At 40.2% G+C, this 16411-nt stretch carries 12 protein-coding genes; all 12 read left to right on the top strand.

The window, feature by feature from the left end:
• Nucleotides 1-931 (top strand): hypothetical protein (locus tag VB654_RS11225; protein ID WP_323213819.1); only part of this gene is annotated, 931 nt, incomplete at its 5' end.
• Nucleotides 932-1002: 71 nt separating this feature from the next.
• The gene (locus VB654_RS11220) at nt 1003-1518 is read left to right on the top strand and encodes a hypothetical protein (protein ID WP_323213817.1); all 516 of its coding nucleotides are present in this window, start codon (nt 1003-1005) and stop codon (nt 1516-1518) included.
• Nucleotides 1519-1596: 78 nt separating this feature from the next.
• Nucleotides 1597-3537, top strand: coding sequence for a VgrG-related protein (locus VB654_RS11215; RefSeq protein WP_323213815.1), 1941 nt, complete (start codon nt 1597-1599; stop codon nt 3535-3537).
• Between the two features lie 80 nt (nt 3538-3617).
• A complete protein-coding gene (locus VB654_RS11210) occupies nt 3618-3905 on the top strand; it encodes a PAAR domain-containing protein (RefSeq protein ID WP_323213814.1) in 288 nt (95 codons plus the stop codon).
• Nucleotides 3906-4044: 139 nt separating this feature from the next.
• Nucleotides 4045-4467, top strand: a complete 423-nt coding sequence (locus VB654_RS11205; RefSeq protein ID WP_323213812.1) for a GPW/gp25 family protein — start codon at nt 4045-4047, stop codon at nt 4465-4467.
• 247 nt (nt 4468-4714) lie between these two features.
• Nucleotides 4715-6904 (top strand): putative baseplate assembly protein, encoded by a 2190-nt coding sequence (locus VB654_RS11200; RefSeq protein ID WP_323213811.1) that lies wholly within the window; start codon nt 4715-4717, stop codon nt 6902-6904.
• A gap of 261 nt (nt 6905-7165) precedes the next feature.
• Entirely contained in the window at nt 7166-7609 is a 444-nt protein-coding gene (locus VB654_RS11195) for a four helix bundle protein (RefSeq protein WP_323213809.1), read from the top strand.
• Nucleotides 7602-8654 (top strand): phage tail protein, encoded by a 1053-nt coding sequence (locus tag VB654_RS11190; RefSeq protein WP_323213808.1) that lies wholly within the window; start codon nt 7602-7604, stop codon nt 8652-8654. The genes VB654_RS11195 and VB654_RS11190 overlap by 8 nt, the downstream gene beginning before the upstream one ends.
• A 172-nt stretch (nt 8655-8826) precedes the next feature.
• Complete coding sequence (locus tag VB654_RS11185; protein ID WP_323213806.1) at nt 8827-10083, top strand: DUF4159 domain-containing protein; 1257 nt, start codon at nt 8827-8829, stop codon at nt 10081-10083.
• Nucleotides 10084-10115: 32 nt separating this feature from the next.
• Nucleotides 10116-12293 (top strand): WD40 repeat domain-containing protein, encoded by a 2178-nt coding sequence (locus VB654_RS11180; RefSeq protein WP_323213805.1) that lies wholly within the window; start codon nt 10116-10118, stop codon nt 12291-12293.
• A 77-nt stretch (nt 12294-12370) separates the two neighbouring features.
• Nucleotides 12371-15133 (top strand): hypothetical protein, encoded by a 2763-nt coding sequence (locus tag VB654_RS11175; protein ID WP_323213804.1) that lies wholly within the window; start codon nt 12371-12373, stop codon nt 15131-15133.
• 150 nt (nt 15134-15283) lie between these two features.
• On the top strand, nt 15284-16411 hold a 1128-nt coding region (locus VB654_RS11170; protein WP_323213803.1), incomplete at its 3' end, for a tetratricopeptide repeat protein.

Genomic DNA, 16411 nt, shown 5'->3' with positions numbered 1-16411 from the left:
CATCCAACCACAGAGTGAAAGCATCGATACTGCAACTTCCTCTACACCCACAAATCCGTTAACCGAATCCACAATTATCCAACCACAGAGTGAAAACATCAAATCTGTCACCACTTCATCTGAAAATTCAGAAACTACAACTTCCTCTACACCTATAAATCTGTCAACCGAATCTACAATTATCCAACCACAACGTGAAACTAATGATTGGAGTCAAATATCAGAACTTGATGTTGCTCAATCAGGAAATGATTCTATAACTGCTTCATCTGGTAATCTAGAAACTACAGTTACTCATCTTCAACCTAAGAAAGAAACACAAAGTCAAAATAAAAATCCAGAAATTCCTCAATTACCTACAGTCTTGAAAAATATATCTAATTTCAGACCTTTCTCTCAAGTATCTAATTTGATATCAAGGAGTTTTGCAGATGAAACAGCCACGATGGATACATCTATAAATATACCTGTACCTGTATCCGCTTCTCGATCTCCCTATATCCAAAAATCGCCGTCTCAAGATATACCAGATTCATGGTCTAATATATCTGAATTAGTCGGCGAAAATAAAATAGCTAATCAACCCATAGTTGTACAACCTAGTATGAACGAGAATCAACGGGATAACGGATTGAAATCTCGCTTATTCCAAAATCAAAAATTAGCAACAATTAATACTCAAAATTCTAGTTATTCAAATCAATTAATTCAGGCATATAGGACTGATAATATGTCTATTCTAGAACAGAATTTAGAGGAGACTAGTAATGAAGTTTCTAGAAATGAAAATACTACTAATACCTTATCAGAAGAAAATGAACTTAAAAATCTAGATATCTTGGCAAGAGAAGTCTATAAAATGTTGAAAAATCATTTAGAAATAGAACAAGAACGACGAGGACAAAAATATTTAGGACGATTACCTTGGTAAAAATTAAAGTTTAAGCAGATTCAGATTAAGAGTATATTAAAAATCATAAAATACAATTCATAAAAAATGCCATGTCAACTCTAGAAAAAGCTAAATTGATTGCTGTACAAAAAGACGCACCAGATATAGATTTTATGTTCAATCCTAATCAGTTAAAATTTTCACGCCAATTAAATCTCAATGCTGCCGAGGGTGCGCGTACTGATCAAGGATTGAATAAAGTCAGTTTTGCTAATCCATCACCTTGTAAACTGACAATTAGCGATATTATTTTTGATACTTACGAAAGTGGTGGTAGTGTTCTCACGCACATTGAAAAGTTTGAAAAAGCCGTTAGCTTCGCTGAATCTGGGCCAGGAGCAAAGAAGCGTCCACCAGTTTATATATTTACTTGGGGCAAACAGCAATATCTGAGATGTTTTGTCGAATCACTAGATTATAGTCTCACCATGTTTCTGGCTGACGGCACACCCGTGCGGGCGAAAGTCAGCGTCAGTCTCAAAGAGGTGGATGAATCTTTTTCTAAACCAGGTATGGACGCTCCTAAAAGTATAGATCGTCAGGGAGGTGGACGATCTTCTAAGTAAGCTTAATTCGACTTTTGGGGAATAGTCCATAATTCAATACCTTTATAGAGTAGGATAAATGTCCCCCTAACTATATGTATGCCTGCAACCCATTACATACCCCAAGCATTGTTGCAAATCGATGGTGTCGATGCTTCTAAAGATTTGCTCAATGATGTTCTGCAAATTTCTGTAGAAGAGAGCCTGCACTTACCAGGAATGTTTACTCTAGTGATTAACAATGATTACTTTCCCGGACTTACAAATGCAAAGGCTTGGCAACACCAGAATTCATTTGCAATTGGGAAGAAGATAAAAATCGGCTTTGTCTCTAGTACTACAGCAAATGCAGACTTTGAATCTTCGGAACAAGGCTATGTATTAGAAGGGGAAATTACAGCTATTGAAACTGAGTTTAATGAAAAATCTCAGGCTCCGATAATTATTCGTGGCTATGATATTTCTCATCGCCTGCATCGAGGGCGTTATAACAGGTCATTTCAAAATATCACGGATAGCGATATTGTTAACCAGATTATCGGTGAGGCGGGTATCGCATCTGGAACAGTTACTTCTACAACTATTGTCCATGATTACGTTTTTCAAGAAAATCAGACCAATATGGAATTCTTGCGGGAAAGATCAGCCCGTTTAGGATTTGAGCTATATGTTCAAGACGGTAAGCTAAATTTTCGCGAACCCAAACAAGACGCAGCTTTGAATCTCCAATGGCTGGAAGATATGTACAGTTTTCGTGTGCGAGTTACTAGTTCCGAACAGGTAAGTTCTGTGGAAGTACGGGGTTGGGACTATAGCCAAAAACGGCCGATAGTATCTACAGCATCAAAGGAGCAGGTAATTACTACAACAGATAATGGTAAAGGCAGTGAAACTAGCACTAAATTTAATGTTAAGCCTAAGATGATTGTCGTAGACCAGCCTGTTTTCAGTGAAAAGGAAGCTAAAAAGATAGCTCAATCTCTGTGTAATGAACTGGGTGGAGAATTTGTCAGTGCTGATGCTAAAGGTGAAGGAAATCCCCAAATTAGACCGGGACGAGTAGTTAAGCTCACAGATATGGGTAGTTACAGTGGTAGTTACTACGTTACGGAAAGTCGCCATTTATTTCATGAAGGTAGGTATATTACAGAGTTTAGTGTCCGTGGCTTGCGCTCTGGAGACTTATTCGCGACATTAACGCCCCAAACACATCTGCAACCAGGACAAACCTTTTTAGTAGGAATTGTCAGTAATAATAAAGACCCTAAAGGCTGGGGTCGTGTCAGAGTGAAGTTCCCTACTTTAACTGAGGAGCATGAAAGTAATTGGGCGAGAGTTGTGAGTGCAGGAGCGGGACCGAATAGAGGGTTTGACTGTTTACCGGAAGTTAATGATGAGGTTTTAGTAGCTTTTGAACATGGGGATATCCATCGGCCTTATGTCATTGGTGGCGTATGGAATGGTAAAGATGCGCCATCGGAAAAAGTGGATGATTCAGTAGTTGGTGGTAAAGTACGCCTACGGACTTTTAAAACCCGTGTTGGCCATAAATTACAGTTTGTAGAAGAAGATAAAGGTACTAAAAAAGGTGCTTATCTCCAAACTACAGACGGTCATAATTTACGTATGAATGACAGTGATAAATTTGCCGAATTAGAAACTACAGGAGGTCATAAGTTTCGCTGTGATGATAGTAATAAAACTATTAGTCTAACTTCAACTGGTGATATTACAGTTAAATCTGGGACAACTGGAACAACTAATAAAATTAGTGTCAATGGTGGTGAAATTGCTTTGACTGCTACTCAAAAAATTACTTTAACTGTTGGTTCTAGTACTATAGAAGTAACTCCCAACGGTATTACTATTAGAACTGGTGGAACATTGAGTGTGCAAGCTGGCAGTTCAATTAGTGTACAGGCTGGTTCTTCTTTAAGTGCTACTTCTGGTGGTTCATTGTCAACTACTGCCGGGGCTTCAACTAGCATTAATTCTGGTGCTTCTGTGGGAATTGCTTCACCGATCATCAGATTGAATTAATTATCAATAATTGTTCAATAATTGGTATCATTTAATTAAAGAGAATTCAATTTTTTCACTCAAAAATCAGCACTTTTATTATGTTTCCAGCCGCACGACTTACTGACTTAACTGTTACAGGCGATCCAATTACAGCTCCAGGAGTGCCTAATGTACTGATTATGGGATTACCTGCTGCTTGTGTTGGAGATTTAGTGGCAGGCCCAGTGGTGACAGGAAGCATTGTGATGGGTTCTGTCACTGTTTTTATTGGTGGACGACCAGCAGCACGGGTAACTTCTCAGGTGGCTGGAGCGAATACAGTCACAGGTGTACCATTAACTACAGTTGTGGGTGTAGGTGCGCCAACTGTGTTAATTGGTGGTTAAAATAAAAATTCTTTCAATTTAATAGATTTAGATCCAAGCTCGACTTTTGGCGAATGGTATTAGTGTTCCAGATGGGCGTAAAGTAGCTGAGAAAATCATTGTTTTACTGCTAGACATCGCTGGTGGAACTTAACTTGCTATGGCAGAACTCAATCAAAATCAGCAGAGTGACCACCTGGGAACAGGTTGGTCTTTTCCGCTCAGAGTTAATGTACAAGGCAGTCTGCAACTGAGTACAACAAAACGGAATATTGAAGAATCGATTATCCTTATTCTGCGGACAGATTTGGGTGAGCGGGTGTATAGGCCTAATTTTGGTTCAAGGTTGTCTGAGTTGACTTTTGCGCCGATGAACACTCAAACTCTATTACTGTTGCGCCTATATATCCAAGAAGCTTTGGAAATGTGGGAACCGCGCATTACTGTAGATGCAGTGCGTGCAGATCCTGACCCGCTTAGAGGTCGGGTAGATATTCTCATTGAGTATCACCCTAAAGCTACTCACGAATCGAGAAGTTTAGTTTTTCCTTTTTATCTCAACGGTATAGAACGAGAAGAATGATGAGTGCTGAGGAAAGTGCTGAGGAAAGTGCTGAGTGCTGAGTGCTGAGTGCTGAGTAAAAAGATTGCCCACCAGGGGCAGAGTATTTATTAAGTCAGAACTTACTGAGTACTTTCTAGTTTACTCAATACTCAATACTCAATACTCCGTACTCAATACTCAATACTCAATACTCAATACTCCGTACTCAATACTCTTTACTTCTTACTCAGCACTCAGCACTCAGCACTCAGCACTTATTAAAACCGTGGAATTTGATTTTTTACCGAAATTACCAAAGCCTGATCTAGATGATCGCACTTTCAAAGATTTAGTAGAGGAGTGTATTCTCAGGATTCCCCGCTACTGTCCTGAATGGACAAATTATAACCCTAGCGATCCGGGGATCACACTCATCGAGCTATTTGCTTGGTTAACTGACCAAATGCTGTTACGGTTTAACCAAGTTCCGAAGCGGAATTATATTACCTTTTTGGAGATGTTGGGGATACGGTTACAAGCACCGAATCCCGCAGTGGTAGATATTACTTTTTATTTGAGTGCGGCTTTACCTCATAGCTACACGATACCTGTGGGGGTGGAACTAGCAACACTCAGAACTGAAAATGAAGAAGCGATCGCCTTCACTACAGATCGTCCTTTGGTGATTGATAAACCCCAAATTCGCCACTTTCTCACTTCTCCCACTACAGATAAAACACCAGAAATCTTATGCGATCGCTTGACAAATTTCTGGAGTATGCGCTCTGATGGCGATTGGTACGGCAGGGAATTAGCATTCTTTGATGAACAACCCCAACCGGGAAATAGCTTTTACATAGTTATTGATGAACAATGTCAGTGTGAAGGTAATGTTTTAGCACTGCAAATTAAAGGAGAATCCGCCACCAGTACAGGTATTAATCCCGATGTTCCCCCCCGGCGCTGGGAAGCTTGGAATGGTCTGGAATGGGTTTCAGTGCTGCTGCAAGAATCTGACGACAGTACCAAAGGTTTCAGCTTTAGTGAATTAGCTGCTCAAGGTATCAACCCCCTCCAAGGTGCAGATGTAGTGCTACATTTGCCCCAATCTTGGCCAGTAACTACTTTTACTGCATTCCGAGGACGCTGGTTACGTTGCACTCTCAACTCACCACAACCCAATCAACCAGGATATAGCAGTTCTCCCCGGATGGTAGGTTTATCTATCAGAGCCATTGGTGGTACTGTTGGTGCTAGTCAAAGCGAGTTTGTACGCAATGAAATTGTCGGCGAAAGCGACGGTACACCGGGACAAACTTTTCAATTGCAGGGAGTTCCTGTATTGACTCGTCGAGAAGATGAATATTTGCTGATTGCACCACCGGGAGGAATTCCCCAAAGATGGCAAGAAGTTAACGATTTTGCGAATTCTGGCTCCCAAGATTTTCACTATACCATTGATTCGCGTACAGGAACAGTGCAGTTTGGTCCACTGATTCGGGAACCGGCTCAACTGCAACAGCAAACTCAAAGACGGGAATTTGTCCAAACAGGAATACAGCCGAGTCTGTTACAAAATCCGGCACTCATGAATGAGTTAGAGCGTCAATATGGTGCTGTACCACAGCGAGGTTCGGTGATTCGCATGGTTGCGTACCGCACAGGTGGCGGACGTAAAGGCAATGTGCAGAAAGGGACAATTACAGTCGCAAAAACTGCTGTTCCCTATGTTGCTGGATTAGTGAACCATACCTCAGCCGTCCACGGATCTGATGCTGAATCATTAGAAGATGCAGTAATTAGAGTTCCGGCTATGCTTCGTACCCGCGATCGCGCCGTCACCCCAGAAGACTTTGAAGTTCTGACTCTACAGGCTGGAAGTGGGGCAGTTAACCGTGTTCGCTGTTTACAAGCCACATCTAAGGCAGATGCTGGCATAGTTCGATTATTAGTTGTACCCAATGCCAATACTGATGCGATCGCACGTGGTGAAGGTATGGGGCCAGAAGTATGGGCGCTTAATCCCCAATTACGCCATCAAATTCTTGCTTATTTAGACGAAAGAAGATTATTAGGAGTACAAGTAAAGCTGCAAGCACCCGAATATGTCGGTGTAGCCGTGCAAACAGAAGTAGCACTAGAGCCAGAATACAACAACCCTACAGCCCAACAAGACATTCTCAGACAATTGCGAATTGCCCTCTACCGCTTTCTCAACCCCATTACTGGTGGAAATGACAGCAAAGGCTGGCCTTTTGGCCGTCCTGTTTATCCTTCCGATATTGTCAATTTATTTCAGCAATTTTCAGGAGTGCGTTATCTGGGTGTAGTACAGTTATTTGAATTACGATATACCGGACAAAACTGGGTGAGAATATTACCTCAAAATCAAGTTATTGATCCGGGTTCTCTCGGACTCATTTGTTCATGGAACGATCCTCGCCTACGTTCGGGTCATGTTGTTAATCTTATATAAAAGTGCTGAGTGCTGAGTGCTGAGTGCTGAGTAAGAAGTAAAGAGTACGGAGTAGAGAGTACGGGGTAAGAAGTAAAAAGTAAGAAGTAGAGAGTACGGGGTAAGAAGTAAAGAGTAAGAAGTACGGAGTAAGGAATGACAAAGGTAAGTTATGGGGGTTTTCATAAGAGTGAGAACAGTATTGATAGCTCAAAGCCTTAAAGCAACTGGCTTTATACTCAGCACTTTCTGCACTCAGCACTTTAAAAAATACTTTTAGTTATGGAGGTGAGTCAATTGACTAAAGTAGGGCGATTTGAAGATTTAATTGCTTGGCAAAAGGCTAGAATTTTAACTCAGTTAATTTATCAAATTACCCAACAAGAAAAATTGAAGAAAGACTTTGGGCTTTCTGGACAAATGCAAAGAGCTTCTGTATCCGTAATGTCTAATATTGCTGAAGGCTTTGAGCGTAACAGACCAGGTGAATTTCATCAGTTTCTTTCAATTGCCAAAGCCTCTTGTGCTGAACTACGTTCTCAACTTTACGTAGCCTTAGATGTAAACTATATTCAACAAAGTGAATTCCAGCAAATTTTCAATCAAGCAGAAGAAGTTGGCAGAATTATCGGGGGACTTCGCGCTTCTCTTGACAGAAACAGAAACGCTGTAACAGCACTTCCCACTCAGCACTCCCCACTCAGCACTCAGCACTCCTATGACTAGTCAAGTTCTGCACCTCCAACTTACTTCCATGCAGTTGCTCGATGCGATTCAGCCATCAGCGATAGGTAAAGGTGCGACGGATATTCAGGCAACAGCACTCAGTACACAACAATCAGCAATTAGTACATCACAATCAACACGGGCTGGTTGTGATGTCGTGATTTATCCCCAGGAACCCAGCGAAATTGTTTTGCAACTGGAAAATTTAGGCAGTCGGAATCTGCGCTTAAATGTTCAAATTGAGGGCAACTTTCCCTCAGAATGGTGTCGTATCGGTATGGAAGGCTATGATTTAGCTCCGCGATCGCGCATGGATGCTGTGCTATACTTCCAAATTCCCGCAGATTTTTTTGAAAATCAAGCATCTTTGGGATTAGGGGAATCTTTGGTTCTGGATTATCACGGTCTGATTTATGTTTATTACACAGAAGAAGATATAGGCAGACAACTAGTTGAAACAGCAGGTATAAATTTATATATCCGTCCCCGCAGTTTATATTTAGATTTTTTACCTGTACTTTATCGAGAAGTAGATTTTATTGGTCGCTTCTTAAAAATCTTTGAGCAGGCTTTTGAACCCGCAGTCCAAACAATGGACACGTTTTGGGCTTACCTAGACCCAATGACTGCACCACAAGCACTATTACCTTTTCTGGCTCACTGGGTAGCTTGGCCAGTAGATAGCCGTTGGACTGTGGAGCGACAACGTTATCTAATTCGCTCGGCTATTGAACTTTATCGCTGGAGGGGAACACGTAAAGGTTTACGTTTATATATACATCTTTATACAGATTTGCCTTTAGATGATCAGATAATTAGAGAAACAGATAAACATATTTGTATTGAAGAAATCCTCGGTCAAGGTTTCGTTCTAGGTAAAACACATCTAGGACAAGATGCCATGCTCGGTGGTGGTCGTCCATATCATTTTATTGTCCGCTTACGTCCAGATATCCCAGGTCAAGTAAATGAAGAATTGGTACGTCATATCATTGAACAACAAAAACCCGCCTTCTGCACATACGAACTTTATATTGAGTGCTGAGTGCTGAGTGCTGAGTGCTGAGTAAGGAGTAAGAAGTAAGGAGTAAGGAGTAAGGAGTAAGGAGTAAGAAGTAAGGAGTAAGGAGTAAGGAGTAAGGAGTAAGAAGTAAGGAGTAAGAAGTTCCCAGTTTTCAATCACTAATCACCAAATACCAATTCCTAAGAGAATGCCTATGTTTCCCCCACCTCAAATCCAACCTTTAGAACGTTTACAAATTCAAGATGGATTGTTGGTTAATGCTGAACGTTGGCAGCGATCGCATGAATACCATCGTCAGCGCCAAAATATTCATTATCAGTCACTTAACCAACCAGGAATTGTTTGCGGTTTGGGTGTGAGTTTGATTCCTGCACCTAAAAATGTTCCCTCACAATATAACGATCAGCGATGGTTGCAGATTAGCCCAGGAATCGCTATTGATTTAGTTGGTAATCCCATTATTGTTTCTCAACCTATAGACTTTTATGTAGCGGCTGATATTCGGGGAGAACAACCCCGCTTGATCTACATAGTCTTGAGTTATGTAGACCCGGAAGCTTTACAACGCCAACAAGTAAAAGAATTTGAAGCTGAAACTTTTCGGATTGATGAAAATACAACGCCACCAGAAGCGTTAGAAGTGGAATTGTGCCGGATTTTATTACAACCGGGATTAGTCAATCTCAAAAATCCGCAAAATGTCTTTTATCCAGATTTAAATAGTTTGGACTTCCGCTATAGAAGAATAGCGCGATCGCGTCCTAGTCATCTTGTCCGTGTTGCTCATCTAGTAACTACTCAGCCAGAAAATCCTCACAGTTTTGCCAATCTTTCTTACTTATTGCAATCCACAGCCCATCTTACCAGCACTTTACAGGGAGATGAACAAATTGATCGCCTAGCTTTTCCCCTCCAAGATCCTACCAGTGCGATCGCCTATGACTTGTTATTTACTACAGGTAATCAACCAATAACCCTCAATAGCCAAGAATTAACTAACCTCAAAAGCTATTTAGATACCGGCGGAGTGCTGCTGATAGAATCCCCTACTGATGCTATAGACAGACTCGATAGCATTTTGGAACTTACGGAACAATTAAACACTCCTTTAGAGGATATGCGAAGATTAGACCGCAATCACCCCATGCGAACAAAACCTTTTTTATTTGCAGCCTTCCCCACTCTGAGCCAAAAGCCGATGCAAATCTTAATTGCCGGCGGTATTGTCTTAGTTATTGGCGAATTATCAGCTGCTTGGGGATTAGATGAAAAGCTGACTTTACCACGCGAAACAATTCGCACTGCACAGGAATTAGGAATTAATATTTTGCATTTTGCCTGGGCTAGACGATACATGACTCACTTACAACAACAAACTATCGTCACTCCACCAAAAGCAAATACACCAGATAAACCTGACGCATTAACAAACATCTTTAACAGACTATAACAATAGCAAACTTTCTCACTCCCTACTCCCCTATGGCAGTTTCACTAATTAATACACATATTTCTACCAAAATCCTTGAATTAACACCAGGTGCTTCACCAGCATCTTTTGAAGTCAGTGTTGTTAATGAAAGTAATCAATTTGCTTCTTTTGAATTGCAAATTATTGCCGCAGGTAGTAGCTCGGATCTGCACGCGAATTGGTATGATATTTCACCGGCAGTTAGTGCCAAAAAACCACCTGGAGACATTACAAAGTTTCACGTAACGATTACCGATACCCCTATTCCTGGGTTTGTCGGCAAAATGAATATTATAGTCCGGATATTCTCCTTAGAATTGGGGGAAGATAGAAAAATTTTGCGTCTGATTGTAGAACCGGGGACAGCTTCTGTACCCATGACTGTTGATCTACCCATCCGAGAATTTTCAGCTCAACCAGAAACATTAATTGAAATCCCAGTTCGGGTAATTAATTCTAGTCAAATTTCTACTCATGTTTCTCTCCGGTTTTGTGGAGTGGAAACGCAGTGGCTACTTGATGGTCATGAACGACTACTGCAAATTGCGGCGGGACAACAAGCAGAAACATCCTTTTTATGTCAACTACCAGTTCCTGACCGAGTTGAGCGCAAAATATATCCTTTTACTATTGAAGCTACCCATAACAACAGCTTTCCATCCTCTAGCCCCCAAGGGTTGATTAAGGTGTTACCGGGGGGATTTCTGGATTTTAAATGTATTCCCGAAAAGCAGCGTATACCTGCATCTCGCCGTTGGTTTCCTCAGTGGCGAACTAATTCTACTACTTATCTAGTTGAGTGTCGGAATGCTAGTAATCTCAGTCAGCAGGTACACATTGAGATGAAAAAAGGTGAGGAAGAACAAAGAAAATGTTTTTGGGAAATTGTCCCAGAAGTAATTCAAATAAAACCAGGGAATACAGAGCAATTTGAAATCTTAGTAAGTAAGCGGCGGCGGTGGTTTGGTTTAGCCGAAAAACTATCATTTATAATTAAAGGTGTCGTATCAGATCAGCGAGTAAATGTCAATAATGAAAACCTATTTTTAAGACTCACAATTCACCCGGTTCTGCATCCGTGGCTACAGTTAATATTATTAATTTTACTGCTAGTTTTACTCTGGGCTGTGTCATGGCTTAATCCTAATAGCCCTTTTTTCGGACATCAACGCGCTGTTAATTCTGTGCAATTTAATGGCGTTGGGGGCAAAGCTATTAGTGGTTCCCAAGACCAAGGGATCATCCGATGGCACGTCCCTGGATTCACCAATCCTCTAGTCAATCAACATGATATCAGATTGGCGAAGGATGCGGGTAAATCTGTACGTGTTGTGCGCTATAAACCTGTAGATAATGATGTGGTTGCAGCAGGTTTAGAAAATGGAGAAATTCAAATTTGGAATGTGATTGGTGGTACTAATAAACCCAAAGCTACTTTTATTCTCAATAAAGATGATCGGGTTTTTGGTTTAGAATTTAGCCAAAGTTCACGCTCTTTATTTAGTGGTCATGGTAGTGGTTTGGTTTTACAGTGGGATATAAATAATGTACTTTTACGTAGTGCTACCAGTGGACAATCAAATATTATCGTTGATCAACCTCTGTTCAGAAAACAAGTTAATTTTGCTGTTTCTGATTTAGCATTAATTGGGCAACAACGGCAAAACTTATTAATTGGAGGTCGGTACAATAATTTAGTGATGTGGAACCGAGAGGAAGATAGTTTAATACCAATAAAATATAATCCTCCTGGTAGTCAAAATGATTATATTACTAGTTTAGATAGTGCTGAACATCGACCCAATCGGCTGGTTACGTCTGATACTAATGGGCAAATTACTGTATGGGATACAGAATCATGTGCGGCAAATAATAATGGAGAATGTGAGGTTATTGACCGATGGTCTAATGGTCATGGTGGTCAAGCTGTGCGTTCGGTATCTATTAGTAATGATGGTTGTTATTTAGCTAGTGGTGGAGATGATAATCGGGTCATGCTGTGGCCATTAACAACATCAGGTAAACGCTCTGAAATCAGTGGTAAATTAGTCCGTTCGGCTGCACAAAAATATAATAGTGTTGATATTAAATTAGTTAACCAACGTATTCTAATCATTAGTGGTAATGACAATAAACAAGTGAGGGTAGATATTCAGCAACCTGATAAAAGTGGGCAGTGTCAAGAGTAATTTTTGATTTTATTGCACGTGCGCGTACAGCAGAGGAAACAGAGATTTAATATTAAATTTTTTAGGGAGAGATGAGCATGACTACCACAAATGCAAAATCTGGTTTGAATATGGTAGAGGTGCTAATGCTGCCGCCTCAACAGCGCAAACTTGTACAGTGGATGATGAAGCGATCGCCTGATGGTATCACTTTAGCAGAAGCAGCATTAAAAATCGACTTGAATCAACAAGCTACCTTGGATTTGTTGGATGAGTTGGTGGCTCAAAATTTCGTCCAAGAAGTCTTAACATCTGATATTGATGAGGTAAAATACCAAATTAATCTAGTTGCTAAACGCGGTATTCAACAGCAGAATCTCTCCAAAAGTTTAGCCCCTGGTAATCCTCTGGCGATTATTTTCAATCCTTCTGGCGATTATGCTGTACAAGCAGGTTCTCGGTTTGAAATATCGGGGACGGTTTCTAATAAAGGTGCAGAAAGTGCATTAATTGATGTTTTTATCGATGATTTATCACCTCAGCTAATTCAATGGTGCGATACACCCCGTCAGAGGTTGGCATTAAATCCCGATTCAATGGGCGAAATCCTTTTTCAGTTTCAGGTTCCTGTGACGGCAATTCCTAGCACTTACAACTACATGATAGTTGTTGATGCACCTGAACATTACCCAGAAGATACACCAATTCGTCATCAGTCACAACTCCAAATTTTACCTGCAATTGAAACTATTGTTAAAGTTAGTGACCCGACATTTACACTTTTACCATCTACTAGTTCGCGATCGCCAGCCCCAATTCCTCCAGGTGGTATTCTGCAAGTCAGTGTCAATGTTCACAACCGTTCTGATAGAGTAGACCGTTTTCGTTTAAGTTGTCTGGATTTTGACGAAAGCTGGTTTAGCATCCGTTACCCAGAAGGTTTACAGACAGTAGGATTGATTATCCCTAATATGGGATTAAATTTAAACCCTGGCGAGAAGGGTGAAATTACACTGTCATTCAATCCACCTATCAGTGCAATTGCTGGTCTTTATTATCCCACGATTCGTTTATATTCTGCTAATAATCCAGATTTGGCGCTGTTAGATGTGGTCTATCTGGAAATTTTGCCATCTTATCAACTCAATGCCGAACTGATCACCATTTTTGGAAGAATCAAGCGCAAAAATGGCATATTTGAAATTAAGTTTACCAACCAAGGTAATACTGCACGGGAAATTATTTGTCGGACAATTCCAGCTGATGAAGATAAATTGTGTACTTATACAATCTCCCCTGAATTATTGCGTCTGATACCGGGAGAAAAAGCAAATGCACAAGTAACTGTAACACCTATTAAATGGTGGCATCGTCCCATATTTGGGGCAGGACGTTTGCTTAACTTTCGCATTGAATTAGAAGACCAACAGCAATTGCCTTTGCCTTATAATTCGCTACCAGGAACTTTAGTTTGGGAACCTCGCCCTTGGTGGCAATTTCTTTTATTGTTATTAACAGGTTTGGGAACTTTAGCCGCGATCGCATTTTTAATCTGGTGGCTATTACGACCCCCAGCCCCGCCCAAAATTCGCCAATTTAATTCCCCCGATACTACATATAAACAAGCTAATAATGATTTTATTCGTCTGAGTTGGGAAATTAACAATCCCAGAACATTACAATCTCTATCTTTAAGTGGTGTGTTTGCCGATGGGACAACAGCCATTCCACCAATTGTTTATGAATTCAATGGCAAAATCCCGAATGAACTGCAACAATTTTGTCAAATGGGGAAAGTGCTAACTTGTGCTAATGTCCCGACAGATGCCCGTCAACCAGGAAATTATAATTTTGAACTGCACGCTTTTAGTCGCAGAAATTCTGATCAAGCAGCAGATGTGATGAAAACAAACACCATCCAAATTATTCCTGTTCCACCTGTTCCCCAACCTGAAATTTTAGAGTTTTTCTCTACTAAACCCATTTATCAGCAAGTTGCAGATATTTCATCTGATATACCTTATATAATCCCCTGTAATAACACGGAAAGAATTGATGCTCGTACTAGTCTAGAACCTATTTGTTTAAATTGGAAAATAAATAATTTAGAGCAAATCCGAGAGTTAAATTTAATTGGGCGATCGCCTGAAGGAATAGTTACACATTCTCTCAAACGTTATGACTTCAATCAAGGTATTTCTCCAGAATTAAAGCCAAGATGTAAACAACAGCAAAATCAACTTAATTGTAGCAATGTATTGGTGCAAAATCCAGGCACAGGTAACTATATTTTTGAACTCCAAGTCATCCCTAAAACTGCACCAGAAAAAATAATTATTTCTCAAAAAACAGATATAATTGCAGTAGATTTTTTACCTAGCAAAATTTTACAATTTCAGGTTAACAATCAAGAACTGACTAAATATCCCATTCTCATTGACCCAACAAAATCTAGCCAATCTATCAATTTATCTTGGCAAGTGGAAGGTAGTAGAAATATGAAAGTTGAACTATTACCAGTTCCGGGCAATGTTCCACCAATAGGTAGTATAGTATACCCAATCAGTCGGCAACCCGGTATTGAAACTATTACATTACAAGTCACTAATCCAGCAGGTGAAACTATTAGCCGTTCTGTGATTATTGAAACTTTTCTCCCACCTGTTCAACTACCACCAGAAAGTCAAACACCGCAAATACCTGGACTTATGACACCAAATTCTGTTCAACCTCCTGTCAGCACAGAACCAGGATCATCAACACCGTCTTCCAGTTCTCCCTCAGCTCCTACACCTGCTTCTCCTACGCCTTCTCAACCCGGACAACTTTCTCCTTTAGAATTACCTCCAGGTTTTGATTAATTTATTATGAGGAACAAACCACAAAGGACGCACGCGCGCAGCGATGCCCGCAAGGGCTGTAGTACACAAAGGAAGAAGGAAGAAGGAAGAAAGGAAAGCTGTCTTTGGGAATGGTGATGAAAAACTAAATTTTCTCTTAATTAAAATTTTATGTTGAAAACTCAAAAGTTACAGTTTGTTTGGTTTAAGAAGTTATCTTTTTTACTGGTTTTAACTGTCGCCTGGCTGTCTTCTTATAGTTTTTTCATTTTACCTGCTATGTCTGCATCACATCAAAGTGTAGCAGACCGTCAATATCGTGCTAACTTACTGTTAAAGTTGGGCAATAGACAACTTACAGCAGGACAATTTGCAGCCGCTTTAAGAATTTTGCGAGAGTCAATGCAGATTTATCAAGAAATAGGCGATCGCACTGGTGAAGCTAAGAGTTTGTTACAATTAGGTGAAACTCATTTTAGTCTTGGCAATTACCAACAAGCAATTAGTTTATATCAAACAAGTTTAAAAATTATGCAGGATTTGGGGAATCAACCGATTCAAGCCCAAATATTAGAACATCTTGGTAATTCTTACATTCAAATTGGTGAGGCCAAGTTAGCTGAAGAGTCTCAAAAACTCGCTGTGGAAATTAGAAGAGAAATTGGTAATCCTGAGCAAACTGCAACGTTTTTAAGTAATATTGGTTTAGAACATAAAGTAGCAGGTGAATATCAACAAGCAATAGCTTTTCATACACAGCAGTTAGATATTGCCAAAAAAACTAAAAATCGCCAACAACAGGTATATGCTTTCCAAAATCTCGCTATTTCTCATCGAAAATTACAAGAATTTCCCCAAGCTATAGATTTTTATCAACAAGGATTAGCAATTGCCAATCAGTTAAATGATGCGGCTTTATCCAATATTATTTTACAACAGTTAGCTGCAACTTATGAAGCCCAGGGAGATTTTCAGCAAGCGATCGCTTTCTATCAGCAACAGCTAACATTAGCCGAAAAATCAAATTATCCTGTTAATCAAGCTGATTTAACTAAACAGTTAGGACGTGCTTACACTGCATTAGGAGATTACGAAAAAGCCCTGTCAATTTATGCCCAACAATTAGAATTAGCCCCAGATGATTTGACCAGAGGAACTGCTTTAAATAATATAGCTTTTGTCCACTTCAAATCTAGCAATTTTACTGAAGCTGCGGCAACTTTAAACAACAATATCAAACTTTGGCAATCCCTGCGTTCTAATTTGGGAAACACCAATAATTTTGCAGGAGAACAAGCC

This window comes from Nodularia sp. UHCC 0506 (assembly GCF_034931045.1).
Classification (GTDB): domain Bacteria; phylum Cyanobacteriota; class Cyanobacteriia; order Cyanobacteriales; family Nostocaceae; genus Nodularia.
The sequence above is the reverse complement of the archived record's forward strand: the minus strand, read 5'-3'. Positions and strand labels throughout refer to the sequence as shown.

Coding starts and splice junctions, on each gene's coding strand:
- VB654_RS11220 (WP_323213817.1), top strand. CDS start 1,003: ATGTCAACTCTAGAAAAAGCTAAATTGATTGCTGTACAAAAAGACGCA.
- VB654_RS11215 (WP_323213815.1), top strand. CDS start 1,597: ATGCCTGCAACCCATTACATACCCCAAGCATTGTTGCAAATCGATGGT.
- VB654_RS11210 (WP_323213814.1), top strand. CDS start 3,618: ATGTTTCCAGCCGCACGACTTACTGACTTAACTGTTACAGGCGATCCA.
- VB654_RS11205 (WP_323213812.1), top strand. CDS start 4,045: ATGGCAGAACTCAATCAAAATCAGCAGAGTGACCACCTGGGAACAGGT.
- VB654_RS11195 (WP_323213809.1), top strand. CDS start 7,166: ATGGAGGTGAGTCAATTGACTAAAGTAGGGCGATTTGAAGATTTAATT.
- VB654_RS11190 (WP_323213808.1), top strand. CDS start 7,602: ATGACTAGTCAAGTTCTGCACCTCCAACTTACTTCCATGCAGTTGCTC.
- VB654_RS11185 (WP_323213806.1), top strand. CDS start 8,827: ATGTTTCCCCCACCTCAAATCCAACCTTTAGAACGTTTACAAATTCAA.
- VB654_RS11180 (WP_323213805.1), top strand. CDS start 10,116: ATGGCAGTTTCACTAATTAATACACATATTTCTACCAAAATCCTTGAA.
- VB654_RS11175 (WP_323213804.1), top strand. CDS start 12,371: ATGACTACCACAAATGCAAAATCTGGTTTGAATATGGTAGAGGTGCTA.